We start from the raw sequence: 25,659 nt of genomic DNA, 5'->3' as shown, positions 1-25,659 counted from the left end.
GTGCGGTGCATGCGTGGCCAGCCGGGCACCCCTTTTCCGAACTCTGCTTTTCACCGCTAGCCGTAGATGGACCGACCGATTCCGACCGATGACACGTCCCGCATCGCAATTGCCGGTGCGCCGTTCGATACGCTCTTCCCGTCGGGCTTTAGCGGCCGCGAGGCGCTCAGCGATGTAGGCGAATTGAACGTGCGCGCGATCGGCGCAGCACCGCCGGTCGCCCTATCGGGGCTCACCGGACAACATGCAACGCTTTCGCTCGTCTGGGGCGCGGCGCCGCGCCTGATCGACGCGCTCTGCACTCGGGCGTCGCAATTGCCTTCGACCGTCGACGGCGCTCATTACGCGCTGCAGTTGCGTCCATGGCTATGGCTTCTGACGCTCGCGACGAACAACCGGATTTTCCAGGGAAAGAGCACGCAACAGATTCTCGAAGCCGTCTTCAGCGATCATGGCGCGACTGATTTCTCGTTCAACCTGAGCGGCAGCTACGAAGCAAGAGCGTATTGCGTCCAATATGGGGAGACCGATTTTGCGTTCGTCAGCCGCCTTTGCGAAGAAGAAGGCTGGGCCTATTTCTTTCAGCACAGCGAAGGCAAGCACACGCTTGTGATCGCGGATAGCAACGATGCGTTCGCCGATCTTCCTGGAGCTTCGATGCTGCCGTATCAGGCAGGCCAAAGCGGCGGCCTTGAAACGGGCCAAATCCTATACTGCGAGATCGTCGAAGAGACTGTTACTGGGACGCTTGCGCACTCGGATTACGCCTACGTGATGCCGACAGCGCAGCTCTATTCGAAAGCCGAGGCCGATGCGAACGCGCCGGCAGTCTACGAATACCCGGGACGTTATCAGACGAGCGCCGCGGCATCGGAGGCCGCGAAGCGGCGCATCGACGCATTGCGTACCGCTCGTCGTCGCCTCATCGGCGAAAGCGATTGTCGCGCATTGACGCCGGGCGGCCGATTTACACTTTCGGGACATGAATCGGACGATGCCAATGTCGCATGGGTCGTCTCGAGCGTGGTTCATGAGGCAAGTCACAGTCGCTATCGCAACCGCTTCGAGGCGTTTCCGGCCGACACTGTCTGGCGGCCGCCGCGCGTCACGAGGCGGCCCGTGATGCCGATGCAAACCGCAACGGTCGTCGGTAAGGAGGGCGAGGAACTTTGGACCGATCAGTACGGCCGCGTGAAGGTTCACTTCCATTGGGATCGCGAGGGCAAGAACGACGAGCAGAGCTCGTGCTGGATCCGCGTCGCGCAGCCGTGGGCCAGCAAGCGCTTCGGCATGCAGTTCATGCCGCGCGTCGGCGACGAGGTCGTCGTTACCTTCGTCGACGGGGATCCGGACAGGCCGCTCATCACAGGCAGCGTATACAACGGCGCCAACCTGCCGCCGTATACGTTGCCGGACAACCAGACGCAATCGGGCATCAAGACGAGCACGTCGAAAGGAGGTGCGGGCTTCAACGAGATCCGCTTCGAAGACAAGCAGGATAGTGAAGAACTGTTCGTGCAGGCACAGAAGGACTTGAACGTGAAAGTCCTGAACGATGCGGGATGGACTATCGGCCATGATGAAACCCGCACGATCCAGCATGCGCGAACGCACACGGTGAAGGAAGGCGACGATACGTTGGTGGTCGAACAGGGCAATCGCAGCGCCACCGTGAAAACAGGCGACGAGACGGTCGACGTAAAGGGCACCCGGACTGTCAAAGCCGGCGGCGACGAAACGCGCACGATAGGCGGCAACCTCACGCAAAAGGTCTCGGGCGACATGACACTCACCGTCGACGGCAATCTGACCATCAAGGTGACCGGCACTTTAACGCTTCAAAGCACCGGCGATCTGACCGCGAAAAGCGACGGCTCCATCACGCATAAGGCGTCCGTCTCGCTGACGAATCAGGCGGGCGCTTCACTGACGAACAAATCGGACGGTACGCTCTCCAACGAGGCGCAAAGCTTGTCGAACAAGGGCGCGGTCGAGCAAACCGTTGACGGCGGCGCCATGTTGACCGTCAAAGGCGGTCTCGTAAAGATCAATTGAACAAAAATGGCGCAGCCCCCGGAACGAATGCATAACGTTGCGCTGGAGCGCGACGACGCCCGCATCGAAGGCGCAACGCTCGATGGCGCGCTACACGGTAATGTCCGTGTGCAGGCCGGCGGCGTGCCCCGCGCCGCGCTCACCTATGCGCGCGGTGCGCTGCACGGACCCGTTACGCTTATGCATTCCGACGGCTCGCGTGCCGCCCAGATGAACTACGCCGATAACAAGCTCGACGGCAAGGCGGTGTTTTACCTGCCGGACGGCACGGTGCAACGTGAAGCGCATTACGCAAACGGCGTACTCCACGGGTCATGCAAGACGTGGTTGCCGGACGGCACCTTGCTCGAACACGCTATGTATCGGCAAGGCAAGCTGCAAGGCATGCTGCAACGGTTTCATCCGAATAGCCGGATTGCAGAACGGCAAGCGTTCGATGCGGGCAAGCCGATGGGCCCGTCCGAGCGTTACGCGAGCGATGGCCGGCCGCTCGATGCAGATGGGAAGCCCTTGCCGCGCTGGCGATATTGGTGGCGGCAGCTGTTCGGGCCATCTTCAGACTCGCATTGATCGAGCCGCGGCGCATGATGTTGCTCGCTCATCGCGCGCCATTACGTTGCTCGGATCAGGGCACGAGCGTGGTCATCTGGCCTGGTTGGACGACCTTGATCACACCACCCCACATGCAGACGAGCGTACATTGGGCGTTGAGCGCCGGCATCGAGCCGATGAGTGCGGTGGGCGCCCCGCCGGGAATCCAAGGCGCCGTCGTTGCCGGTACGCATGGCATCGGAGTGAAGACGCCGAGCGCGGCCGCGGTCGCGGAAACGACCGTCGGGTTAGCCGGACTCTGACACATTCCGAAGGGCGCGATGTTGACGATCGGAGCGGAATCGGCCAGCGTAGCCGCCGGCATGCCGCCAACCATCACGCGATTGAGAGGCAGTACGTTAAGGACGGCCGGCGCGGCGCCGAACGAACATTGCAGTGTCGCTCCGGCGCATACCTGGGGTGTCGACATGGATCTCGTCCTGCGCAAGGGGAGTCGATATGTGTCGGGAGCGTATTCCTTCCCCTCACCCGCCGTCAAATCCGTTATCGCCCCGCGCGCTTCTCCTTCTGACTAGATGAAGAACGAGCATCAAGACCCAAACCCAAAAAAGCAAGGTGGCGATCGGCATCGTCACCAAGCCGGCCCAACCTAGAACCTCCATTGCGTACAGCAGTTCACCGAAGTCGTGGCCGAGGACGATGCAAGGATGAACGCTCCCTTCGTCGAGCCCGCAGCCGTTGGCGTCAGCCACCGCCCCGGCGACCGAAACCGAAATGAGGGGCCACAGGCCAATGAGGAGAATGAGCAATAAGGCGGCAAAGTAGCGTTTGAGTGGCGTCATCGTATAGACCCGCTCTCGAGCAAGTTCAGTGATGCTACCGCACCGAGGTCCCGTCGTGCGCTCGCCGCCGGTCGGCAAAGCTCGTGACCGCCTTTTCGAGTACGCGCAGCATGTACTGGCGATGATGATCTTCCGCTTGCTTGTCGTGCCAATGCGGGACCGGATATCGCGGCGCCTGCGCTGGCGCCTGCGGCGCTTCGCTATCTTCCAGGCGCTGCCGCCACTCTTGCAGGACCTGGTCGAGCTGCGCGTCGTCGTTCTGATACCAGGCTTGCACGATATCGTCGCCGAGTATGCTTCTGCGCAAACGGTCGCGCTGCTGGCGCCAAATTGCAATGCGGTCGATATCGATAGCGGATGCGTCCCGGACATGCCCCAGGTTTTGCGCCGCAAGCAAATCGTCATGCGCTTTCATATAGGTCTGATAGCGTTCGACGATTCCGACCGCTTCGCCATACGCCGCCGTCGGTAGTTTGCCTTTCAGATAGCGCCTCAATTGATCTATGCGATCGTCATCCGCGTTCTGCAGCAAAAACGAATCGATCAGATCGAGCAATGCGCCGTTGAGGATCAGCCGATGGCCTTCGCCGATTGCCAGGCCTGAGTCGCTCAGAGCAACGCTCTCTGTCGCGCCGGCCGAATCTCCGAGCCCGAAAGCCGTGGCCCCTGCGATCGGCGCACGGGACTGACTCGTCGCAACGAGCTGCTGCTCCCCACGCCTGAAATGCAGCACACCTATCGATAAGGCGAGGATCGCTGCAGCGACGACGCAGACGTGTCGCCCGTACCCGGCCTTTTCCGCTTGGCGCTGAATCAGCATAGATATCCCATTACCGAGCCATGCAGACGGGACCATCGATCCCGCTGCATGACTATGCTGGTGAAGACGGAGGCGTCAGAACGAGCAGGTCGGTACGGTGCCGGTCGTCGTGAAGCTCGACGTGGTCACGCCGGTCCCCGACGGAACATCGTTCGAGTTGTACAAGCCGACATTTGCGTACTGGTCGCCGTTTTGCGCGGTCGCATCAAGGCTGACATTAGCCAGATAAGCGTTGACCGGGTAGCTCGAATTGCGCCCGTCGATCTTCGTATAAGCGCCCGATACCGACTCCGTCGAATAAGCGCCATTGACGAAGATATCCGACAAGGTCGGGCTCCCGCCAGTCGTGCACGTGTTGTAGTTGGTATCCATGACGATCAGATGCTTCACATTGATCATGCACGTGTTGACGTAGCTCACCTGTTGCACGGTCAGCGTGCATGGGCCGGTCTTGACGTTAATGCCGTTGGCATCGGTCGACGGCGTCCCGCTCAAGTCATTCCCATAGACGTAGTTATTCTGGAAAAGAATGTTCGAGACGGTGTTTTTGTCGATGCTGCCGACGGAAAGACCATGCGTACCGTGCAACTTCGTGTTGGAGACTGTCACGTTCGAGATGTTGCCGGAATTGGTCTTGACGGCAATCCCGTCATCGCCGGCCTCGATGTCCGAATTGGTCACCGTGGCGTTGGTGAGACTGTCGATGTCGATGCCATCGGCGTTCTTGCGCGTCGCCGGCGTACGAATCGCTACGTTCCAGGCGGTAAAGCCGTTACCACCTTCCACGTACAGATTCGGATGCGCAGCTTGGGCAAGCGTAACGTTGTAGACGATGAAGTTGGTGATCTTGCTTGCCTGCACCAATCTCGGCGTTCCCGTAATGAGATCGCCGCGGCCGTCAACCATTCCTGGTCCCATCAACGAGGCGTTAGTCCCCGAGAAGGACAGCAAGTTGGCATTGCTTCCGTAATTGTTGCCAAAAAGCGTCGTGCCCGAGCTGATGACGAGGCCCGCGCCGTTGATCGTCAGGCTGCCCGTGTAAAACGCATCGTTGGAGCCCGAAGCCGCGAGCACGACGCTCTGGCCCGTCCCCGCGCACAGAGTCAGCGCATTCTGCACGCGCGTCGTGTCGTCGGTGGTCGGCGGCGACGAACGTTGCGAGCTCGAGAAGTTGGCGTAAAGAGTCTGGCAAACGACCGGATAGGTCGGCTCAGTTACCGTCCGGCTATCGCCGGTCGCAAACGTTTGCGCTCTCGCCGAAACAGCCGCCAGGAATAGCGTCGCGGCTAACAGACTGACTTTGCAGGTGTTTTTCATGGAGGTAGCACCCCTGTGATAGGTCTTTTCGTATGAGTCACCAAACCGCGGCCAAGCCGACCACAACTGAGCAGCCCAGCCGCGCGGCATTATGCATGAGAAAGGGTACAAACAGTGTGAATCGTCAAACGATATGAGGCGGCCGGTGCGTCCAACGTCTACTCGACAACAGCGGCGCATGGCGGCAAGGCACAATGGTCGCCCTCGCTCGCCCCGGGCTCGGCGAGAGTCGCTGCGACACATAATTCTCTATAATTGACTATAATTCGCAATAATCCGGCGCTGATCGCGACGAGGAGGGTTCTATGGCGGCGACTTCGCCAGTTTTTGACGGCGGGCAAATTTTTCATCGCAAGGCGCTGGGCGAGCGCTTGGCGCGACAGGTCCTGCACGTTTCTCCCACATCGGCCTCCTCGTCGGGCCTGTTTCTAGCCGCTCCGAGACGCACCGGCAAGACCACGTTCGTGCGGGCGGATTTTGCGCCCGCCTTGGAAACGCTCGGCGCTCGCGTCATTTACGTCGACCTGTGGGCGGACCGCAAAGCGGATCCCGGCGAGGTGATCGTCGCCGCTATTCGAACGGAACTGACAAAAAGCGAATTCGTGGTAACCAAGATCGCAAAGAGCCTGGGTATCACGGGCGCCAAGATCGGCAGCGTCGACTTTTCGCTTGACCGGGTGGGTCTTGGAAAGGACGTTTCCCTCGTGCAGGCGCTCGCCGCGCTTTCCGATGACGCCAAAGGCCCGATCGTGTTGATCATCGACGAAGCGCAGCAGGCGATTACGACCCAGACCGGCAACGATGCGATGTTTTCGCTCAAGGCCGCGCGCGACGAACTTAACGCGGCGCATTTCGGTCTGCGAGTCGTTTGCACAGGGTCGAACCGGGACAAGCTCGCGATGCTGCGCTCGAGCAAGGACCAGGCATTCTTCGGTGCTCCACTGATCGATTTTCCGCCCCTCGATGAAGGCTACGTGAAATGGTTCTGCGATAACACCACGGAGCTGCCCGCGAAGCTCTCTCCGGAAGTCGTCACCCCCCTCTTCAGAGAGGCTGGGAATCGCCCTGAAATCCTCGGTGCGGCGGCCGACCAGCTCCGGTTCGACCTTGCGCTCCAGCCCGGCGATGTCGAACGACGTTTCTCACAGCTCGTCGAGGAGCAGATCGCGCAAGCCAACGATGACTTACTCGAGGTGTTCCACAGCCTCACGCCGATCCAGTCGGCCGTGTTACGTGTTTTAGCCGCGGCCGGCAAAGGGTACGCGCCGTTCGAGTCGCGAACGATGGAAAAGTATCGCGTCGCGTTAGGGGGGGAACCTGGCGACGGCGAACTATCGTCGGCGAATGTCCAGCAAGCCTTGGCCGCCTTGCAGGAGAAGGGTTTGGTCTGGCGTGCATCGCGCGGCGTGTACGCGATGGAGGACCACAGCCTGTCGGATCTCCTGAGGCGCGAAGGCTATCTCGAAGGACTTTGAAGGTTCGGTCCGCCTGTCTGCAAGCCCTCCTCCTCGCGACCTCCGACGCGGACGGCGACTTGCGGGTAGTCGAACGCTCGATTGATAACGTCGGCGAAGCCCATCGCGGCATGCGGAAATAGCGGGACAAAACATCCCTATTTGATCAATCGTAGTGCGCGCAGCTCGGCGATACTGACCCGGTCTTCCGCGCGCTGTCCAGCGCATTTCAGGAAGGCTTTAAAAACGCCCGAATACACGATGGAGACGACAAGGAAAAAAAATAGCGCGCACTTGAGTTCGGCAACCAGACTGGCGCAAGGTCTGGCCGAGCCCCGCGTGTTTATCGTGGCCGGCTTGCTCATCGCGTTGACCATGCTCGGCTTGACCGCCACCGTCCTCTACCAGAGCCGGCAGGATTCGCTCGCCCGCGCTCGCGAAACATCGCGCAATGTCGCGCTGATCGCCGAGCGCGACATCGAGCGCAATTTCGAGCTCTATGCGCTTTCCATGCAGGCGGTCGTGGATGGACTCAACCAAGCCGACGTAATGGCCTTGCCCCCTCGGCTGCGTCATGCGGTGTTGTTCGATCGCGCGACCACGGCAAAATACCTGGGCTCGATGCTCGTGCTCGACGCCTCGGGAAATATCGTCATGGATTCGGCGAGCGAGGTGCCGCGCAAGGGCAACTTCGCGGACCGCCAATATTTCACGGTGCAGCGTGACAATCCTCATGCGGGCCTCTTCGTCGGGGACCCGTACAGGTCACGGCTGCGCAACGGCACTGCCAGTATGGCAATCAGCTATCGCCTGTCGCATCCCGATGGCTCGTTCGCCGGCGTCGTGCTGATGGCTATCAACCTCGAGTACTTTCACCAGCTCTTCACCGGCCTATCGCTCGGACCGCACGGCGCCATCTCCCTGATTGGCCGCGACGGGATCATGGTCATGCGGCAGCCATTCGATCCGAGCATCATCGGGCGGGACATCAGCAAGGCCAGCACGTACAGGCACTTCGTTTCAATGCCGGAGGGAAGCTATTCCGACACCGCGTCGATCGACGGCGTGCGGCGGCTCTACTACTTCCGCAACTTTCCGGACCTGCCGCTGATCATCATGGTGGCCGAGGCCGAATCGGACATCTACGCGGTCTGGCGCCAACGGGCGTTGACGATCGGCTCGCTGACCGCCGCGCTCGCCTTGGCATTCGTCGGAGCTTCGTGCATGCTCGCCGTGCAGTTGCGGCGGCGGATGCAGCTCGAAATAAAGCTCGAGGTGCTCGCGAGGACGGATGGCGTCACAGGGCTGAATAACCGGCGAACCCTCGACGAGATCGTCGAGCGGGAATGGAGTCGCGCGCGGCGTACGGGTGCCGCGTTTTCCCTGCTTTTCATCGACATCGACCGTTTCAAGGCATACAACGACACATACGGCCATCAGGCCGGGGACGACGTGCTCGCCGCCATCGCTCGATGCATTCTCGAGAATATCCGCCGACCCGCCGACAGCGCCGGTCGCTATGGCGGAGAAGAATTCGTCGTAGTGCTGCCTGACACGACTGCCGCCGGTGCCGTGCTAATCGCTGAAAAAATCCGCCGTGCCATCACCGAGCTGGACATCGAGCACAGGGGCAGCGAGTTCGGGCACGCGACCGTCAGTATCGGTGCAGCGAGTTGGACGCCAGAGCGCGACAGCGATGTCGCCGCCGTCATCCGCGCCGCGGATCAAGCGCTGTACAACGCTAAAGCCGCGGGCAGGAACAGTGTTTGGCCGGCCCCGGCCCGCCTGCTTCCGCTGGATGTGGCGCGATACCGCCCGCTCAATGTCGCGGCTTCCTGAGCGTGTTCGCATTCGCGATGTTTCTCGCGGTGCACGCAAATATGATCATCCGCCGGCTGGATGCTCCACTTGCCACTGCAGCACGGGATGAGTCGCGCCGGCTGGCATTGCCCAAATGCCGTTCCGGCCGAAGTCCCATCCGACGAAGCTAGCGGGATTGCTCATCTGCGTCGTCGTTAAGCCATTGCTCGCGGGCGCGCCGCCGCCGTTCGTCAGCCCTGTCGTTTGGACGTTCCAGTAGTTGTCGGCCGTCACCGTGCCCCCACTCGTAATCGCGCCGGGGTTGGGATCGGTCCACATATCTCCGTAGACGGGGCCCGCAACGAACGATTGGCTGATCGTCCCGCTATTGTCGCCGACGAGCCCGTTCACGGTGAGGGCCGGGCGCTCAGCGGAAACCATGCCTGTTTCGTAGCACTGCGCGATCGTGCCGTCATTCTTCCCCACCAGCCCGCCCCCAACGCTCTGCTCGCTTTGGACCGTGATATCTGCGGCCGAACGCTCGATGAGGCCCTGGTTTTCGCCCACCAGGCCGCCGAGATAGAGGTTAGCCCCACCGTACAGCGAGCCACTCGCGAACACGTTCGCAATGTGGCCTTGGTTGATTCCTGCGAGCAGACCCCCTTCCGACCAGGGGCTCGGCGTGAAGGGACTGTTGTATAGCACCGCCCTGCTGTTCGTCAGGTTCAGGTTGCGAACCACCCCCGCGCTGCCGATGACGCCGAAGAGCCCGGTTGGGAGCAGAAAGCCCTCGCTCGGCGTTAGTAGTGCAATGTCGTTGATCGAATGGAACATGCCGTCGAACTGACCGGTAAATGGCGTCGTGGCACTGCCGATGGGCGTGAAGTTGGCGCCGCCGTCATCGATGTTCTTGCCGAGTGCGTATTTGCCGGCCAAGTTCTGCGAAATGTTTTCCAGATCGGCGATCGAGTTCACGAGCGCGTAGCCCGTGATCTGCGTTGTCAGTCCACTGCCTTGCGCAGGCGTCCATGCCGCGTTCGACAAAAATGTGCCGGGCGTGTAAGTGCCGTTCATGTCGTAGAGCGCGCTCACGGTTCCAGTGCTGTTCGACCAGTCGAGGATACCGTTGTTGACGACGCTACCTCGATTGTCGATGGCCGCCGCATCGGCGCGCAGCGTCAGGTTCCCGCTGCCCTGGTTACTGATCTCCACGCCCTTGTCGACGGTGAGCGAGTGCCAGGCACCGAGCGTGAGCGATGCATTGCGTTTCCAGCGGAGATTCGACGCGACGGTGATGTCTCCAGGCTGGCCTCCGGCGCCCGTCGTCAGCAGGTTGATCGAGGTGCCAGCGTTCAGGCTGCGTGTGAAGACGGCCGCGGCGGGCGTGTCGATCGTGAAGCCCGGCGTCACGATGTTCCATATACCGGCCAGCACCGCCGCCGCGGACGGATCGACGGTGAGCGTGCCGGCGGTCGTATCGACGGTGCCGCCGCTGCCGTCGGCATTGGTGGCCCTGACCGGGTTATCGAGCGCTACCGTCCCCGTATCGGCGACCAGCCAGACATGACCGTCGCGCGTGGCGGTACCTGTCGCGCGCAGCACGTCATGGCTGCCCGCCAGTGCAAAGACATTGCCATCCGCGGCCTGCAAGCTGATTTGCGCCGCTTCGATGGCGCCGCCATTGAGGACCGTCCCGCCGCTGCCCGTCTGAACGAAGACCTGCCTGCTGCCCGACGAATCCTGCAGCAGCACCGTCTGCCCGGCGGCGAGTTCCGCGGTCCCCTTCGGTGCGCCGATGCTGCCGAAGTTGTCGACCTCATTGCGGGCAATGAGGAATACGTCGCCGCCGCTCGAAGTAATCTTGCCTAGATTGATGACACGCGCATTCGAGTTGCCCGCGAGTGTGAGCGGACCACCTCCCATGAACGAGGCGTTGTCCGTATCGAGCGTGGAGGCGACGAAGCGACCGTTGGTCGCGATGACACCACCGGAGCCAATGACGATGCCTTGCGGATTGATCAGGTAGACGCTGCCTGAAGCCGTCAGCGTGCCGAGAATCGATGAGGGATCGCCGCCCGTGACGCGGTTCAGCGTGGCGCCCGTGCCGTTATTGAAATTGACGCGATTGCCGCCGCCGATCGAGAAGCTGCTCCATTCGATCACGCCGCGGCTCGACGTCTGGTTGATCGTGAGCCATCCGGCATTGGAGTTGATCGAGCCTATACCGGCGACGAACTGCCCTCCGCCCGGCAGCGGCCCGCCTGCGTGGGCGCATCCCGGCGTGCCGAACGACAGGGCGATGAACAACGGTGCGAATGCTGGCAGCGCCGTGCGTCGCAAGCGGCGTGAGCGTCCCATCCATAAGGCGTGAAGCATCGCGGTGACCACCTGTTTTTTTTAGGAGGCTCGAGCCATGCCGGCGGGCGCGAGCGCGCCGCAGGCTACTCGACGGCGCTATGGCCTCAAATTCTATTAACGAAATGAATTTCGTCTACCGCCAGAGCGGCCGAAATTTCAGACATTCCTGCCATTGTGTGCCGCGAAGACGAGTCGTCGATTGCTCAATTTGATTTAGTCGTTGCCATCCTTGCCGTGCAAATTCGCGTCGAACAGGGTCCGCAATCTTTCCTACAATTCGCCATGGGGTGCGGATGCGCGCCGCGCATTCATGAAGTTCGGAAAAAGTGGGCCAACATTATGATCGAAACGACGCAGGTTACGACCGCTGTGGACGACCCGCCAATTCTCGTTCGCCGCGCGACAGGTTGGTATGCGAACTTCTTGTTGATTGCGTTCGCGCTCCTGCCTGCCTATCTGATCGCTTATCTGTATTTCTTTCAGGACCCGCGGCTGACCTTCGAAGACCACGCGTTCCATGAAATCGCCATCGCCGCGGCGACCTTGGAGGGTCTCTTTGTCAGCTATGTCACATGGCAGTGCTACAGGCTCTCCGGCGAGCCAATCCTGCGCTGGCTTACCTTGGGCTTCGCGGGTTTCGTCATCGTCTATGCGCTCCACGGCGCGTTCACTCCGCTCGCGCATCACGCCATGTGGCTCTTTTTGCTGTATGGGCCGGCATCGCGCCTCGTCATGGCAATACTGCTTCTAGTGGGACTTTTTTCGTATCAGGCCCCGCCCGACCCCCTCGCGCGCCGCGGCGATCGGAAGTCGTGGGCAACTTGGTTCTTGATTTTCATCATTGTGGATGTGCTCGTGGGAGTGCTTGCGAGCTCGCCGATCGCGGGTGCGCTCGGCACCCGATTGTCGCTCGAAGGCGGTGCGATGGTGATCTCTTTTGTCAACGTCGCATGCATGCTCGCGCGCAAGATCCGCTCGCCGCTGATGCAGATCTTCGGCATATCGGTGACTGCATTCGCGCTGGCCTCGCTCGCCTTCATCCTCGGCAAGCCATGGAATCACATGTGGTGGCTCGCGCATGCGATCTTTGCAGGCGGCTTCTTCCTGCTCAGTTTCGGCATCGTCCAGGCGTTTCATACAACGCGCTCGTTTTCGACGATCTACAGCCAGGAGGAACTCTTGGCGCGGCTGCGCGAATCGGTGGCACGCACTGAAAGCGCCTTGCAGGAACTCCAGCGCAGTAACCAGAGGCTCAATCAAATGGCGACGCTCGATTCGTTGAGGGGCGCAGTCAGTCGTCGCGCGTTCGTCGAGCGGGTCGAACTCGAGATCGAGCGCGTCAAGAACGGTGGCGCCCCGTTCGCCGTGCTGGCCCTCGACCTCGACAACTTGAAGCAGATCAACGACACCTTCGGCCAACAGGCTGGCAACGATGTTTTGATGCGTGTCATCGATATCGGTCTCAACACACTACGCCCCTATAACGGCACTGCCCGCATGGGTGACGACGAGTGGTTGCTTTTGTTGCCGTGCGCGACGCTCGACATCGCATTGATGATCGGGGAGCGCATCCGCTCGGCCGTGCAGGCGACACAGTTCGAGGAAAATGGAGAGCGTTTCTCCGTCACGGTGAGCATCGGCATTGCGCAATCCGCGCATGATGGCAAGACGAGCGAGGCAATCATTCGCGCCGCCAACGAGCGCCTGAGCCGCGCCAAACAACACGGGCGCAACTGCGTCATTGCCGTGTAGTGTCAGGTGTCCGGGCGTTCAGCTGTTGCCCTTGGGCGTCACACGCGAGCCTCTCGCCATCGCGATCGGTAGTTGCGACGACCAACGATAAAAAAATCATGGCACCATGTGCAGACCCACCAGCAACCGCACAATTGGAGCCACGATGGACTATGGTGTCTTGCTGTCGACGTTCGCGCGCGAGGTCGGCGAAGCAGCGTCGGTGCGATTGCCTCAGCAGCGTCGGCTCTACGCGTGTCTGCGGGCCGCAATCCTGAGCGGCAAGCTCGAAGAAGGCACACGCCTTTTGTCGTCGCGTGCGCTGGCCGACGAGTTGAGGATGGCACGCAATTCGGTGCTCTACGCATATGAGCGGCTGGCGGCCGAAGGTTTCTTGATCGGCACGCGGCAAGGCACGATTGTGGCCGCGGTTGGCGTGCAGCGGGCGCCACTTGCCGCGCCCAGCCATGCACCGGTGCTCTCACGGCGCGTCGCGAACATGATCCGGCAGGACGCCGGCATGGACGATCCGCTGCCGTTCCTGCCCGGCACACCTGCGCTCGACGAGTTTCCGCTTGCCCAATGGCGGCGCTGCATGGAGCGCGCTTGGCGCAACATCGGCCCGGCGCAACTCGGCTACATGCCGTTTCAAGGCGATATGGCGCTGCGCAGAGCCATTGCCGAGTACCTGCGTATCTCGCGCGGCGTGCGCTGTGAAGCGCAGCAGGTTTTCATCACCGGCGGCACGCAAAGCAGCCTGGACCTTTGTGCGCGCACGCTGGCCGACGCCGGCGACACTGCCTGGATCGAAAACCCCGGCTACGACGGCGCTCGCATTGCTTTTCAGGCCGCCAACCTGCAACTGGTACCGATCGGCGTCGATGCGAACGGCCTTGCGCCGCGCCTCGAAGACTGGCGTGAGACCCCACCCAAGCTGATCTACATCACACCGTCGCATCAGTACCCGCTCGGCGCCGTGATGAGCCTGGACCGACGGCTGGCGCTGGTGGCCCAGGCAAGCGCAACTGGCGCGTGGATCATCGAGGACGATTACGACAGCGAATTCCGTCATCACAGCACGCCGCTTTCCGCCGTTCAGGGCTTGGCCGAGGACGCTCCCGTGGTCTACCTCGGCACGTTCAGCAAGGTGATGTTTCCGGCGCTGCGCATCGGCTTCATGGTGGTGCCGCCCGCAGTCGCGCCCGTCTTGCGGCATACGGCAAGCCGCCTGATGTTGCGTGGACGCGCAGCCGAGCAACTCGCTCTTGCCGAGTTCATCGAAGCGGGACACTTTACGCGCCATCTGCGGCGGATGCGGCGGCTGTACGCCGAGCGGCGAATGGCGCTGCACGAAGCGCTCGAGCGCAATCTGCGAGGTGCGTTGACCGTATCGGGCGGGGCCGGAGGCATGCATTTGTCGGCAAGACTGGATTTGCCCGTTGCGGATACCGAAGTCAGCCATGTCGCGCGGACCCGAGGTCTGGTGCTGCGGCCGCTTTCGCGATTTTGCCTGGACGGCACGCAGGTGCATTACAACGGACTGGTGCTGGGGTATGGCAACGTCAGTGCCTCGCGAATGGATCGATTGACGAAGCAGATCGGCGAAGTACTCGACGCGATGGTGCCTCGCTGAGCCAAGACGACATGCGCACCCGTTCGCGCGATAACTATCGGTCGGCCCCCCAGCGATAGTGGAAACCCGTCCGTCCGCGCAGCGATGGCTGACCCGCGCGTTTACCCCGTTGCCACAACATTTTTTCCGTGAAAGACTGGGCTGCATCCGCAATACCGGACGAGAGTCCGATATACCGGACGACCGACGAAACACAGGTGCGGCGCCCCTCGTGCCAGTCGCCGCGAACCCGTCTCGTCGCCGCTTTTTCCACGGATCATTCCGCACCGGACAGGACTGCAAACATGAGAGTTGTCAGACACAGCGCAAATCTTCTGGTTATTGCGGCCGCGACTGCCCTGATGCTGCTCGCCGCCTGTACGAAGGTCTCGACTCCTGGGCAGGACGCTTCTTCCAGCGCATCGGCGCTGCAGTCCGTTCTGCAACGAGGCACCTTGCGCGTGGGCGACTGCCTCACGTTCGCGCCTTTCGGCTTTTACAACAAAGACGGGCAGCCGGACGGCTATGACGTGGATCTTGCCAAGGAGCTGGCGAAGGAAATGGGCGTCAAGCTTGAAGTGGTGAATACCACAAGCGCGAACCGGATCCCCAATCTGCAGACGGGTAAGGTGGACGTCGTCTTCTGCAACTTCACCCGCAACCTCGAACGTGCGAAGGAAATTTCGTTTACGTCGCCGTACGTCGTGGCGAGCGAGGCGTTGCTCGTTCGCAAGAACAGCGGCATTCAATCCGTGAAGGACATGTCGGGCCGCACCATCGCGACGGTCAAAGGCTCGACGAACGGCGACGAGGTGCGCGCGCTGAACATGCCGATCAAAATCCAGGAATACGACAGCTCGCAGGCCGCCATTCTGGCGGTCAAGCAAGGTCAGGCGGATGCGATGATCGAGGACAACAACTTCCTCGCTTATCAAGCCAGCCTCGATTCGAATTTGACGGTCACGAATGAAGCGCTCGTGCCGCTCGAATACAACGCGTTCGGGGTGAAAGCCGGCGATCAGACCTGGCTCAACTACTTGAATTTGTTCCTGTTCAACATCAACGCTTCAAAGCTCAACGCTCAGCTTTACAAGAAGTGGTTCGGCGCCGATCCGCGCTATCCGCTCAATCCGCAGTTCTGAGCGAGTCTGATTCGACTGATTCGCCGTCAGCCGGGGATCGTCGAGAAGGAAGGAGAAGCAATGCTTTACCAATGGCTCACGTTGTGGGGCTATGTGCCCGATTTCATCCACGCCGCGTGGCTCACGCTTCAGGTCACGCTCCTCTCCTTCTTGCTTGCGATCGCGCTCGGCTTGTCGGCGGCTCTTGCAGGCGCATCGCCGATCCTCGCGCTGCGCGCCGTCGCGCGCGGCTATATCGAGCTGATCCGCAATACGCCTGTGCTGCTGCAGATTTTCATCGTCTTCTTCGGGTTGCCCTCGCTCGGTGCTCATCTCAGCGCCTACACCGCGGGCGTTATTGCGCTCGGGGTCAATGTCGGCGCTTATCTGGCGGAGGTATTCCGGGCCGGCATTCAATCGGTGCCGCGCGGGCAAATCGAAGCGGCGAGCCTGCTCGGACTCCAGCGGTCGCAAATTTTTCTCTCCGTCGTATTGCCACAAGCGGCGCGCGCCGTCTATCCCGCCATCGTCAACAATCTGATTCAGCTGCTGCTCGGGACATCGCTGCTTTCGGCGATCGCCCTGCCCGAGCTGACCGGTACCGCGATCGTGATCAACTCGCGCACGCTGCTATATATCCAGACATTCTCCATTACGCTCGTCGCCTATCTGGTGTTGAGCAACGTTCTGTCTTGGCTCGCCGAGCGAATCGGCGCGAAAGCTTTTCATCCGCCGCTTGCGATGCCCAGGCGCACTCGCCGCGGCTTTCCATTCCTGCGTCAGGCACATCGTACTTGAAGCCCTAACCGGAGAGCGGACATGTCGACGGATCTTTTGACGACGAGCCTGCCGATCCTGCTTCAGGGTCTGGCCGTCACGCTGGTATTGTCGGCCGCGGCGATCGCAGGCTCGACGATCGCCGGGCTGCTCGCAGCGGTGCTGCGTACGTTCGGCCCCTGGGGCACGGGGCGCATCGCGAAGCTCTATACCGAGCTCTTCCGCGGTACGCCGGTCCTGATCACCTTGATGTTCATTTACTTCGGCGTTTCGTATTTCGGCTACGCCATCGATGTGTTCGCGGCTGGCGTCGCCGGCCTCAGCATTTATCAAGGTGCTTATATCGGCGAGATCTTCCGTGCCGGGATCGAGGCCGTGCCCAAGGGACAATGGGAAGCCTCCCAGATCCTCGGCCTCTCGAGGAGCCAGACTTTCTTCTCGGTCGTGCTTCCGCAGACCGGCAAGATCGTCCTGCCGCCCCTCATCGGACAGTACCTGTCCCTCATCAAGGACACGTCGATCGTCAGCATGATCGGCATGTCGGAGCTGATGCACGGAGGCCAGGCCATCGTCGATCGCATTGGCAAGCCAGTCGAGATCTATGGACTCGTTGCCCTGCTTTATTTCATCGTTTGTTTCCCGCTCTCGCAGTGGGTGCGCCACCATGATCGAAGGAGCTTGCCGACATGACCATGAATGCCACCGCCGAAACGAAACCCGTCATCAATCTGATGCAGGTCAGCAAGTCATTCGGGTCGACGCAAGTCCTCAAGTCCATCGATCTCGATGTGAGTCCGGGCGAGGTGCTCGTGCTGATCGGCGCTTCGGGCTCCGGAAAGAGCACCGTGTTGCGCATCATGAGCGGGCTCGAGACGGCCGATACCGGTGAAGTGTGGGTCAACGATGTGCCGCTGCACGAGTCGCGCCGGGCCAAGGAAATTCGAGGCCACGTCGGCATGGTGTTTCAGCAATTCAATCTGTTTCCGCACAAGACTGCGCTCGGCAACGTCACGCTCGCGCTGATCAAGGCGCGCAAGATGGCACCGGCCGATGCGCGCAAGCGCGGCATGGAGGCGCTCGATCGCGTTGGGTTGGCCGACCGTGCCGAGCACTATCCGAGTCAGTTGTCGGGCGGCCAGCAACAGCGTGTTGCGATTGCGCGCGCATTGGCCGTCGAGCCGAGCATCATGTTCTTCGACGAGGCAACGTCGGCGCTCGATCCCGAGCTCGTCGGCGAAGTGACGGAAGTCATGCGGGGGCTTGCGCGCGATGGAATGACCATGGTCGTCGTCACGCACGAAATGGGCTTCGCCCGCAAGACCGCGGACCGGGTGGTATTCATGGACAAGGGGCTCGTCGCCGAACAGGGATCGCCCGAGCGGATATTCGCGAATCCGCAAAACGAGCGGACGAGACAATTCCTGCAGCGGGTGCTCGAACACTGATCGCGTCGGCGCTCGCCGTCCCGGTTCGCGATTGATGTTCAGAAGCGGACGGCCGCGTCGGATCGGCCGATTTGATGACTACAGATCCATGAATTCGATGAGGAACCCCACCGCCGAAGGCGCAATCGAGACGTCCTCGGCGACTCCAATGAGAGCGCGAGGCGTCGATCGTGTGATCGATATATGCCAGCAACTCCATCTCGCGCGGCGTCCATTGACGATGCGCGAGCTCATCGATGCGACCGGCGCGCCACGCTCCAGCGTCTATGAGCTCGTTGCCATTCTCACGGAGGCGGGCTGGCTCGAGATGACGCCGGAGGGCGAGGTGTTTTTCGGCCGGGCCATGCACTATTACGGCTCCGACTACGCAGCGCGTAACGATCTCATCAGCCGCGCGCATCAGGCCATCCTCGCGCTCGCCAGGAAGCACGACGAGACAGCGCAGCTCTGTACGCTCGAGGGCAACAAGTACACCGTGGTGCTCTCCGAGAACAGTTCACGGCCGTTCAATATCAGCTCCGAGATCGGCGTCAAGGTGCCGATTCCCTGGACCGCAACGGGAAGATTGCTGCTTGCGCATCTGAATGCGAACGAAATAGGTGCACTGATTCCCGATGAAGATTTCGTGCTGGACAACGGTCAACGCATAGCGTTCGAAGACTTCCTACGCGATGTCGAGCGCGCGGCTCAACAGGGATATTGCTGCACCGAAGGATTGTCGAATACGTTCCGGCTTTGCATGGCCGCGCCCATCCGTGATTGGACGGGGCAGGCGACTGCCGCGCTCTGCTTCATGACGAGCCGAGATACGCCTGCCGAGAAGCGTGCCTCGATGCTCGACGATCTGATCAGTCACGCGCAAAGGCTCTCGCAGCCGCTAACGCGCAGGTGAGCGCCGAGATACATGAGCCGTTGCTCGAATGGGACGTCGATCGAACGCGGACTGATTCAGCCACTGCTCGCTCAGCGCTCGCCCGGTCGTCCAAACAATGCGCGGTCCGTTACCCACACTGCAACGAGGCTTGCTCCCATCAACGGAAATAGGATGCCTAGCAACGCAAGCCCGACCTTCCATACGTGCATCGGCGGCATGCCGTGCTCGCGGCCGGGCGCCCCGAGTTTTCCGACTGGCCGTCGCTTCCACCACATCACGCATCCAGTGACCGCCATCGCGGCGAGCCCCAGTGAAATCAAGGTGCAGACGATTTGGTTCGCGAGCCCGAAGTAGCGTCCCATGTGCAGCGACGTGCCAAATGAAATCGCCTTTGCCACTACTCCATAGTCACGGTAGCGGATGTCCTTCAATACCGCACCGCTGTACTGATCGAGATAGAGCGTGCGCTCGCCGCGCGGATCCGGCGGGAAATAGGTGACCGTATAAACGCCATCTGGGCTTTGCGGAAACGCGATCTCGTAGGCATCCGTCAGCCCAAACCTGCGCACGTCCTCGACCAAGCGGTCGAGAGGCAGGCGCGCCCGCGGGTCATGCGCATGCGCCGGCACGCGGGGCACGGGGACGGCCCCTACTGCCCATGGCACATTGGCAAGCGGCATGTCGTCCATCGTCATCCCTGGCATCGAACCCATCCGGCTCGCATCGGCACCAGCACCAGCACCAGCACCAGCATGATCGGCACCTTGTGCATTCGCCGATTCGCCTGATGGGCTCTCTCCTCCGCGCGCCTGCGAATGCAGCCGCAGCCCACCCCAAGCTCCAGGCGGCGCACCCAGGTTGGCGCTCGTCGCAAGCGATTTGAACTGCTTGCCCCATGAGCCGGTCCACGGCAATCCGGTCACGATGAAGGCCAACGCCCCGACCGCGAGCCAGACACCCAGCACCGCGTGCACGCTCTTCCACAACGCGCGCCCCTTCATGGAGAAGTCCGGCCAGAACTGGCGGCCTGCGCGAGCGCCCTCCCTCGGCCACCAAAGCGCGATTCCCGTGCCGATCATCACGAGCGTCCAACACGCCGCCAACTCCATCAGCAGTTCGCCCGGTTTGCCCAACATCAGCTTGCGATGCAACATCCGATCGATCTGCATGAAGCGATGCTCGACACTCAATGTGCCCAGCACCGCGCCGGTGTATGGATTGACGTACACGCTTTCGCGTTCGCCATCCGGCAGACGGAAGATGAACTCCGCGCTAAGCGTCGGGTCGTTCGCGATACGCGCGCTGCTGGCCACAGCGCCCTTTGGCAGGATACCCGCCGCGCGCGCCAACAGCGCCTCCTCCGGGAGCCGGGGTTGCGCCTGCGGTTCGACTACGAGCCGGTCCCGGTAGATCACACGCTCGATCTGCGGTTGGAAGCAATAGAGCGTGCCAGTGACCGCCAGCACGATCAGCAGCGGCATGACGAAGAGCCCCGCATAGAAATGCCAGCGCCACAGCGTTCGATAACCGTTGTTCGTTGTCATCACATCCTCAGCTTCGCGTCGATATAGAACGTCCGTCCCGGGTACGGGTGATAGACGAAGTAGCGCGCGTCGAAGATGTTGTCGACGCCCACGCCAATTTCGCTTTTTTTCGCCGGCTTGAAAGTGAAGCGTGCGTCGGCCACCGTATAGGTGCTCGTGCCGCCGTACACATTAGGATTCGAGTCCGTGTTCGTCAGCGTGTTGTACTGGCGCCCGGAGTAGCGCGCCGCCAACGTCAACGCCGAACGCTCGTCGAGGTGATAGGTCGCGGCGAGATTGGCCCGCCACAGCGGGATGCGATAGAAGTATTTGCCGACGGAGGCCTGGTTCTGCACGTTGGCGACAATCTTCGATTGCGTATAAGCGACGCTTGCAACGAGATCGAGTCCGCGCGCGAATACGTCCTCGCCCTGGTAACTGAGCTCCACGCCGCGCGAGCGCACCCTGCCGATGTTCTGAAAGCTGGTGACGGTGGGGATGACCGTCGTGTCCGTCTGACTGAAGATGGTGTTCTTCACATCGTCCTGGAACAACGACATCCGAACGAGGCCATTCGAATGCGCCCATTCGGCGGCGAGCTCCTTCGACAGATCGTCTTCCGGCCTGAGGTTCGGATTGTTGTTGACGATCGAGGAGCCGTTGATCTGACCTTGGAACAGCTCGCTGACGGTCGGAAAACGGTATGCGCGCCCAATCGATGCCCGGAGCGTCAGGTCGTTGGTCACATCGAACGAGAGCGAAGCCTTCGGCGAAAGGTGGTGATCGTTCGCCTCGGGATAGGGCAGTCCCGTTGCGCCGACCGCCTGGCGGCCGCCATAGCCGTTCCAGTTTTCGTAGCGCACGCCGTACACGAACTTCCAGCGCGGCAAAACTCGCCAGGCGTCCTGCGCAAACAGCGCCTGGGTCCGCGTCCTGCCGGCAAAAGCATTGGCGAACGAGCCTGCCGCCCCGTCGCGCCAGTTGGTCGTGTTGTAGGCCTCGTTGTCGAGGAAATAGGTGTCGTAGTGATAGCCGAACGTCAGCCAATGCCCGCCCCAGCCGGCGGCCGGCGACGCTGGCGTCCACGTTGCTTTAAGGTCGAGCGTCTTCCAGCCGGTGCCGTCGCCGTAGGTCACGACGCCCGGGCCGTTCCCGGGCCAGCCCGCGCTGGCGGTACGCGCCACGCTGTTGGTCACGTCGTAGTACGACGCGATCGCCTCCGCGTTCCACCCCGTTGCCTGATCGGTGCGCAGCGAAACGCCGTAGAGCCAGTTTTCGTTGAAGCCGAGGCTTGGCGCAAACGCGGCTGCCGGAATGGTGTACTCGTAGCCGCCAATGTCGACCTTCCCGCTGTAGACGGGATCGCCGTTCGCGTCGGCGAGAAACGTCGATGTTCGGCTGTTATAGGTCTGATGCCAATAGCCGAGCATGAAAGCGCCTTGCACGGTCGGCGTGAAGTCGTACTGCGCCCGCAGCGTGAATTGGTCCTGCACCGAGTGCTGGATCCCTTCGCCGTTGACACCGAGCACCGCAGTCGGCCTCATGGTCTGGTTGTTGTAGAAGTAGACCCCGTTGACAGGTGTATCGCCTGCCCGCGCTGGCGCCGACGATTGCGCGAGCGTCGCGAACTGCAACGGTTGGCTCGTATTCGCGAGATGATTGACGCCGAGCCGGAACGAAAATTTGCCGATTTTGTTGCCGATGGTCGCCGTCGTTTCCGTGCCGTTGAAATTCTCCTTGATGCCGTAGAGACTGAAGTGTTGCGTGAATGCCTTCACGTCCGCGTCGGCTTCGAACTTCGTCGGCATGCGGGTCGTGACGAGTACCGTGGCACCGAGCGAGTTGCCCGGATAGAGCGCCGAATACGGCCCATAAATGACGTCGATTCTCTCGATGGAATCGGGATACACCATCGACCAGCGCGGTGCGAAAGACCAACTGTTGCCGAGCAGGTTGCTGAGCAGCAAGCCGTCGGCGTAGACGAGTCCTCGCGCGCTTTGGGCGTTGCTCGTGCCGCGCGCCGCGATGATCGAATTCGGATCGCCGATGAAGCGCTTTCGCACGGCAAGATTCGGCATGTATTTCAGAACGTCCTCGGTGTTGACGACGTTCCAGTTGTCGAACTGTTTGCGCATGACCGTCTCGACCGTGGCGGGCACATTGGGATCGATGACTGGAGACGATGACGATCCGGCGGACTGTGCGCTGCCCGTCACGGTCACCGTGGGCAAAACGAGTTCAGCGGTCTTGTCATCGGCGTACGCGAAGTGCTGCAGCAACGAGATCGGCACAACGGCGAGCGTCGCATGCCGAATCCGCTTGCGCCGGCAAGCGGATTCGCATGCCCATAAAAACAAGGACATTGCATATTCCTGAAAGCGTTGGACAAACGACCGTATGCGCCTTCAAAGGGCGCCGCGGACGGTCGAGGTGAACGGCGATCAGGAAACGAGAGGTGGGCCTCTGGGGCGGCCGGACGGAAATGCGCCGAGCGGCGTGAACCGAACGGACAGCACCGGCGCGGTCATGATCACGACCAGCGTCAGCATTGGGGCCGCGACAGCAGGCAACGCCGGCATCGCCGCATGCGTCGCCAGCAGATCGCAGTAGCCGCACGCTGATAGCGAATCAGGCGCTGAATGATGGGAAACGTCCGGCGATTCGCTAGCGGAACACAGCGCCGCGACGGGCTCGCGCTCGTGAGACGCGACGACGAGCTGACTCACGATCGGCACGCAGACGATGAGCCACATGGCGATGAGGCCAAGCCATGCGGTCAGGCGTGCGTGTCGTCGAAGCGTCATGTCGTTGAAAGGTTTTTCGGCGCGGCGAAGTCTAGCATTAGGATGACTGGGTTGCCAATTGCGGTGAAATCGCCGGCTCGATCGTGTAGCTCACCTCGCTGAGCATCCGCCAATCGAAAGGCAAGACCCGCGGCCCACTTCCGACGACCGTCACCGTGGCGGTCAGATGAATGTCTCGGCTCGAGCTGCCCACCATGATTTCGAACTCGCCGGGCTCAACAATGCGTTCGCCGCGACCATCGCTGAAATTCAACATGTCGACCGGAATCGCAACGCGCACCTTAGCTCGCTCGCTCGGGCGGAGCTCTAACCGCGAGAACGCCTTTAGCTCGCGTACAGGCCGCACTGATGAAGCCAGACAGTCGCGGACATAGACTTGCACAACCTCGGTGCCAGCGCGTCCACCTACGTTCTCGACATTGAACCCGAGCTCGAGCGTCCCGTCCTTAATCGGCAGTTCGTGCTGCTCGACCTCGAGATCGTCGTATACGAATTGCGTGTAGCTGAGGCCAAAGCCGAACGGATAGCGTGCGCCGAAGTGATATGCGATCGGCGTTCCCCCGCTCTTCAACTTGTGGTTGTAGACATACGGGATCGCTCCGGCGCTCTTCGGGAGCGACAGCGGCAAGCGACCGGTGAAGTCCGATTTGCCGGTTAAAAGGTCGGCCAGCGCTTGCGCTCCTCCTTCTCCCGGAGCGAACGCCATCACTTGCGCCGCCACCCTGTCCTCAAGACCGCCGAGCGCATACGGTCGGCCGCCAGTCAATACGACTACCGTCGGCGTACCCGTCTCGACGACGGCCTCGAGCAACGCCTGCTGCACGCCCGGCAGATCGAGGCTGTCCGTATCGGAGCCTTCACCGACCGTGCCGGACTGGAATAAGCCGGCAAGATCGCCGACGAAGACGATTGCGACTTCCGCCCGTCTGGCCGCTGATACTGCCTCGGCGATTCCACGTCTGTCCATGCTGACGAGCGACGCGCGATCCCGATCGATCGTGTCGCTCATATCGACGTCGCCCGGATAGACCGGCGTGCCCTGGCTGCGATGCTCGATCACCTCGCATCCCTTCGCATGAATCACGCGCGCGTCCCCGAACCGCGCCCTCAACGCATGCAACGGTGTCGGCATCGATGCTGTCGCATGCTCGCCTGCATTGATCAAATGAACGGGGAAGCTATAGCCTCCGAGCAACGCGAGCGGATCGTCGGCCGTCGGACCGATCACCGCTAGCTTGCCGATTCGCTCGACGTCGAGCGGCAATGTTCCGTCATTGCGCAGCAGAACCGCAGACTCGAGCGCGACGCGATAGGCCACTCGCGAAGCCGTCTCGCTGCGCAGCTCGATTTTTTCAGGATCGACATACGGACTCTCGAACAGACCCAACGTGAACTTGACGGCGAGTACGCGTGAAACGATCGAGTCGATCAGGCACTCGTCGATGTCCCCGCGTCGCAGGGCCTCCCTCAAATGCATCGTGCATTCGTGGCCGGGCAACTCGATATCGAGTCCCGCTTTGAACGACAGCGCGGCCGCCGATGCCGCATCGCTCGCCACGCGGTGATGCGTGTAGAGTAAGTTGACGCCGGCGTAATCGGCAACGACGAGCCCGTCGAATCCCCACTTGTTCCTCAAGATGTCGGTCAAGAGGGAGCGATCGGCGTGACAGGGCACGCCGTCAATGTCGTGATAGGCCGGCATGACCGCGCCGGCATTAGCGAGCTTCACTGCCATCTCGAACGGTAAAAGGAAGATGTCGTTGAACTCGCGCGGCCCCATACGAACGGGTGCGTGGTTGCGCCCGCCCTCACTCGCCGAATGGCCGGCGAAGTGCTTGAGTGTAGCCAGAACGTCACGCCTTTCCCCCTGCAATCCCTTGACGTAGTGGCATCCCATCACGCCGACGAGATAAGGATCCTCGCCGAAGGTCTCCTCCGTGCGCCCCCAGCGGGGATCGCGCGAAACGTCGAGAACGGGAGCGAGCCCTTGGTGACAGCCGATCGAGCGCGCCTGATCGCCGATGACTGTGCCCACCTCCTCGATCAACGATGGATTCCAGGTTGCCGCGTAGTTCAACGGCGTCGGGAAAAGCGTCGCGTCTTTGACCATGAGCCCAACGAGACACTCCTCGTGAGACATCGCCGGAATCCCGAGTCGGGTTTTCTCCACGAGCCGGCGCTGCAGCTCGTTCAGCGCGCGCACGCCTTGCTCGCCTTCGACCGTATGAGTGCCGAGGGGACGAGTGATCTGCCCTATCCCATGCTCGAGCAACGAGTCGATCGAGATGTCCGTCGCACGCTGCGCGAAATCCGCGAGTCGCCATTGATGATTCCCATCGGGCGACAGCTTGAGCCACGCGGCATGCATCTGCGCGATCTTCTCGTCCAACGTCATTCTTGCAAGGAGATCGGCAACCCGCTCTTCTACAGTCGCGTTCGCGTTACGGTACAGCGGCACCCGCGTGCCTTCTTGTGTCGACATCGGTAACTCCTCTATTCAATATCCTTGTTGGATCGGTTAGGAGAACTAACCGAGTCATCAACCATGTCGCTGTGAAGGTCGGGCCTCGAGCT

Annotated in this window: 20 protein-coding genes; 11 read left to right on the top strand and 9 right to left on the bottom strand. The window is 61.5% G+C overall.

Annotated features, from left to right (window positions below; genetic code table 11):
* The first annotated feature begins 66 nt into the window (after nt 1-66).
* Together AB4Y31_RS27150 and AB4Y31_RS27145 are read left to right on the top strand one after the other, a co-directional pair.
* Nucleotides 67-2,055, top strand: a complete 1,989-nt coding sequence (locus tag AB4Y31_RS27150; protein WP_368676715.1) for a type VI secretion system Vgr family protein — start codon at nt 67-69, stop codon at nt 2,053-2,055.
* 27 nt (nt 2,056-2,082) lie between these two features.
* Nucleotides 2,083-2,625 carry a toxin-antitoxin system YwqK family antitoxin gene (locus AB4Y31_RS27145; RefSeq protein ID WP_368676714.1) on the top strand — a complete coding sequence of 181 codons (543 nt, stop codon included), beginning with the start codon at nt 2,083-2,085 and terminating at the stop codon, nt 2,623-2,625.
* Nucleotides 2,626-2,680: 55 nt separating this feature from the next.
* On the opposite strand, the gene AB4Y31_RS27140 is transcribed toward AB4Y31_RS27145, so the two are convergent.
* The 4 genes from AB4Y31_RS27140 to AB4Y31_RS27125 all read right to left on the bottom strand — a co-directional run bounded on the left by AB4Y31_RS27140 (nt 2,681) and on the right by AB4Y31_RS27125 (nt 5,586).
* Entirely contained in the window at nt 2,681-3,076 is a 396-nt protein-coding gene (locus AB4Y31_RS27140) for a DUF4280 domain-containing protein (protein WP_368676713.1), read from the bottom strand.
* Nucleotides 3,077-3,131: 55 nt separating this feature from the next.
* Complete coding sequence (locus AB4Y31_RS27135; protein WP_368676712.1) at nt 3,132-3,449, bottom strand: hypothetical protein; 318 nt, start codon at nt 3,447-3,449, stop codon at nt 3,132-3,134.
* 34 nt (nt 3,450-3,483) lie between these two features.
* On the bottom strand, nt 3,484-4,269 hold the full coding sequence (locus tag AB4Y31_RS27130; RefSeq protein ID WP_368676711.1) for a hypothetical protein: 786 nt from the start codon (nt 4,267-4,269) through the stop codon (nt 3,484-3,486).
* A 75-nt stretch (nt 4,270-4,344) separates the two neighbouring features.
* Nucleotides 4,345-5,586 carry a glycosyl hydrolase family 28 protein gene (locus AB4Y31_RS27125; protein WP_368676710.1) on the bottom strand — a complete coding sequence of 414 codons (1,242 nt, stop codon included), beginning with the start codon at nt 5,584-5,586 and terminating at the stop codon, nt 4,345-4,347.
* Between the two features lie 305 nt (nt 5,587-5,891).
* Here AB4Y31_RS27125 and AB4Y31_RS27120 point away from each other — a divergent pair, with 305 nt between their 5' ends.
* Together AB4Y31_RS27120 and AB4Y31_RS27115 are read left to right on the top strand one after the other, a co-directional pair.
* A complete protein-coding gene (locus tag AB4Y31_RS27120) occupies nt 5,892-7,061 on the top strand; it encodes an ATP-binding protein (RefSeq protein WP_368676709.1) in 1,170 nt (389 codons plus the stop codon).
* A gap of 354 nt (nt 7,062-7,415) precedes the next feature.
* Nucleotides 7,416-8,879 (top strand): diguanylate cyclase, encoded by a 1,464-nt coding sequence (locus AB4Y31_RS27115; RefSeq protein ID WP_368676814.1) that lies wholly within the window; start codon nt 7,416-7,418, stop codon nt 8,877-8,879.
* A gap of 45 nt (nt 8,880-8,924) precedes the next feature.
* On the opposite strand, the gene AB4Y31_RS27110 is transcribed toward AB4Y31_RS27115, so the two are convergent.
* Entirely contained in the window at nt 8,925-11,216 is a 2,292-nt protein-coding gene (locus AB4Y31_RS27110; RefSeq protein WP_368676708.1) for a filamentous hemagglutinin N-terminal domain-containing protein, read from the bottom strand.
* A gap of 321 nt (nt 11,217-11,537) precedes the next feature.
* On the opposite strand from AB4Y31_RS27110, the gene AB4Y31_RS27105 reads away from it, so the two are divergent.
* The 7 genes from AB4Y31_RS27105 (at nt 11,538) to AB4Y31_RS27075 (ending at nt 18,776) form a co-directional block, all read left to right on the top strand.
* On the top strand, nt 11,538-12,950 hold the full coding sequence (locus tag AB4Y31_RS27105) for a GGDEF domain-containing protein (RefSeq protein ID WP_368676707.1): 1,413 nt from the start codon (nt 11,538-11,540) through the stop codon (nt 12,948-12,950).
* Between the two features lie 145 nt (nt 12,951-13,095).
* On the top strand, nt 13,096-14,562 hold the full coding sequence (locus AB4Y31_RS27100; RefSeq protein ID WP_368676706.1) for a PLP-dependent aminotransferase family protein: 1,467 nt from the start codon (nt 13,096-13,098) through the stop codon (nt 14,560-14,562).
* 284 nt (nt 14,563-14,846) lie between these two features.
* Nucleotides 14,847-15,683 carry a transporter substrate-binding domain-containing protein gene (locus AB4Y31_RS27095; RefSeq protein ID WP_368676705.1) on the top strand — a complete coding sequence of 279 codons (837 nt, stop codon included), beginning with the start codon at nt 14,847-14,849 and terminating at the stop codon, nt 15,681-15,683.
* Between the two features lie 60 nt (nt 15,684-15,743).
* Nucleotides 15,744-16,460 (top strand): amino acid ABC transporter permease, encoded by a 717-nt coding sequence (locus AB4Y31_RS27090; RefSeq protein ID WP_368676704.1) that lies wholly within the window; start codon nt 15,744-15,746, stop codon nt 16,458-16,460.
* 21 nt (nt 16,461-16,481) lie between these two features.
* Nucleotides 16,482-17,129, top strand: coding sequence for an amino acid ABC transporter permease (locus AB4Y31_RS27085; RefSeq protein ID WP_368676703.1), 648 nt, complete (start codon nt 16,482-16,484; stop codon nt 17,127-17,129).
* 2 nt (nt 17,130-17,131) lie between these two features.
* On the top strand, nt 17,132-17,884 hold the full coding sequence (locus tag AB4Y31_RS27080; RefSeq protein ID WP_368676813.1) for an amino acid ABC transporter ATP-binding protein: 753 nt from the start codon (nt 17,132-17,134) through the stop codon (nt 17,882-17,884).
* Between the two features lie 148 nt (nt 17,885-18,032).
* The gene (locus AB4Y31_RS27075) at nt 18,033-18,776 is read left to right on the top strand and encodes an IclR family transcriptional regulator (RefSeq protein ID WP_368676702.1); all 744 of its coding nucleotides are present in this window, start codon (nt 18,033-18,035) and stop codon (nt 18,774-18,776) included.
* 71 nt (nt 18,777-18,847) lie between these two features.
* Here AB4Y31_RS27075 and AB4Y31_RS27070 read toward each other — a convergent pair whose 3' ends face one another.
* The 4 genes from AB4Y31_RS27070 to AB4Y31_RS27055 all read right to left on the bottom strand — a co-directional run bounded on the left by AB4Y31_RS27070 (nt 18,848) and on the right by AB4Y31_RS27055 (nt 25,567).
* A complete protein-coding gene (locus tag AB4Y31_RS27070; RefSeq protein ID WP_368676701.1) occupies nt 18,848-20,302 on the bottom strand; it encodes a PepSY-associated TM helix domain-containing protein in 1,455 nt (484 codons plus the stop codon).
* Nucleotides 20,302-22,644 (bottom strand): TonB-dependent receptor, encoded by a 2,343-nt coding sequence (locus AB4Y31_RS27065; RefSeq protein ID WP_368676700.1) that lies wholly within the window; start codon nt 22,642-22,644, stop codon nt 20,302-20,304. The genes AB4Y31_RS27070 and AB4Y31_RS27065 overlap by 1 nt, the downstream gene beginning before the upstream one ends.
* 78 nt (nt 22,645-22,722) lie before the next feature.
* Nucleotides 22,723-23,085, bottom strand: coding sequence for a DUF2946 domain-containing protein (locus tag AB4Y31_RS27060; RefSeq protein ID WP_368676699.1), 363 nt, complete (start codon nt 23,083-23,085; stop codon nt 22,723-22,725).
* Nucleotides 23,086-23,122: 37 nt separating this feature from the next.
* Nucleotides 23,123-25,567, bottom strand: a complete 2,445-nt coding sequence (locus AB4Y31_RS27055) for a glycoside hydrolase family 3 N-terminal domain-containing protein (RefSeq protein WP_368676698.1) — start codon at nt 25,565-25,567, stop codon at nt 23,123-23,125.
* Between the last annotated feature and the right edge of the window lie 92 nt (nt 25,568-25,659).

Origin of the sequence: Trinickia sp. EG282A, assembly GCF_040965455.1 — a bacterium.
In the GTDB taxonomy this organism is placed as follows: Bacteria; Pseudomonadota; Gammaproteobacteria; order Burkholderiales; family Burkholderiaceae; genus Trinickia; species Trinickia symbiotica.
The sequence above is the reverse complement of the archived record's forward strand: the minus strand, read 5'-3'. Positions and strand labels throughout refer to the sequence as shown.

Excerpts from the sequence above, each read along its gene's own strand:
- AB4Y31_RS27150 (WP_368676715.1), top strand. The coding sequence starts at position 67 with ATGGACCGACCGATTCCGACCGATGACACGTCCCGCATCGCAATTGCC.
- AB4Y31_RS27145 (WP_368676714.1), top strand. The coding sequence starts at position 2,083 with ATGCATAACGTTGCGCTGGAGCGCGACGACGCCCGCATCGAAGGCGCA.
- AB4Y31_RS27140 (WP_368676713.1), bottom strand. The coding sequence starts at position 3,076 with ATGTCGACACCCCAGGTATGCGCCGGAGCGACACTGCAATGTTCGTTC.
- AB4Y31_RS27135 (WP_368676712.1), bottom strand. The coding sequence starts at position 3,449 with ATGACGCCACTCAAACGCTACTTTGCCGCCTTATTGCTCATTCTCCTC.
- AB4Y31_RS27130 (WP_368676711.1), bottom strand. The coding sequence starts at position 4,269 with ATGCTGATTCAGCGCCAAGCGGAAAAGGCCGGGTACGGGCGACACGTC.
- AB4Y31_RS27125 (WP_368676710.1), bottom strand. The coding sequence starts at position 5,586 with ATGAAAAACACCTGCAAAGTCAGTCTGTTAGCCGCGACGCTATTCCTG.
- AB4Y31_RS27120 (WP_368676709.1), top strand. The coding sequence starts at position 5,892 with ATGGCGGCGACTTCGCCAGTTTTTGACGGCGGGCAAATTTTTCATCGC.
- AB4Y31_RS27115 (WP_368676814.1), top strand. The coding sequence starts at position 7,416 with ATGCTCGGCTTGACCGCCACCGTCCTCTACCAGAGCCGGCAGGATTCG.
- AB4Y31_RS27110 (WP_368676708.1), bottom strand. The coding sequence starts at position 11,216 with ATGCTTCACGCCTTATGGATGGGACGCTCACGCCGCTTGCGACGCACG.
- AB4Y31_RS27105 (WP_368676707.1), top strand. The coding sequence starts at position 11,538 with ATGATCGAAACGACGCAGGTTACGACCGCTGTGGACGACCCGCCAATT.
- AB4Y31_RS27100 (WP_368676706.1), top strand. The coding sequence starts at position 13,096 with ATGGACTATGGTGTCTTGCTGTCGACGTTCGCGCGCGAGGTCGGCGAA.
- AB4Y31_RS27095 (WP_368676705.1), top strand. The coding sequence starts at position 14,847 with ATGAGAGTTGTCAGACACAGCGCAAATCTTCTGGTTATTGCGGCCGCG.
- AB4Y31_RS27090 (WP_368676704.1), top strand. The coding sequence starts at position 15,744 with ATGCTTTACCAATGGCTCACGTTGTGGGGCTATGTGCCCGATTTCATC.
- AB4Y31_RS27085 (WP_368676703.1), top strand. The coding sequence starts at position 16,482 with ATGTCGACGGATCTTTTGACGACGAGCCTGCCGATCCTGCTTCAGGGT.
- AB4Y31_RS27080 (WP_368676813.1), top strand. The coding sequence starts at position 17,132 with ATGAATGCCACCGCCGAAACGAAACCCGTCATCAATCTGATGCAGGTC.
- AB4Y31_RS27075 (WP_368676702.1), top strand. The coding sequence starts at position 18,033 with ATGAGAGCGCGAGGCGTCGATCGTGTGATCGATATATGCCAGCAACTC.
- AB4Y31_RS27070 (WP_368676701.1), bottom strand. The coding sequence starts at position 20,302 with ATGACAACGAACAACGGTTATCGAACGCTGTGGCGCTGGCATTTCTAT.
- AB4Y31_RS27065 (WP_368676700.1), bottom strand. The coding sequence starts at position 22,644 with ATGTCCTTGTTTTTATGGGCATGCGAATCCGCTTGCCGGCGCAAGCGG.
- AB4Y31_RS27060 (WP_368676699.1), bottom strand. The coding sequence starts at position 23,085 with ATGACGCTTCGACGACACGCACGCCTGACCGCATGGCTTGGCCTCATC.
- AB4Y31_RS27055 (WP_368676698.1), bottom strand. The coding sequence starts at position 25,567 with ATGTCGACACAAGAAGGCACGCGGGTGCCGCTGTACCGTAACGCGAAC.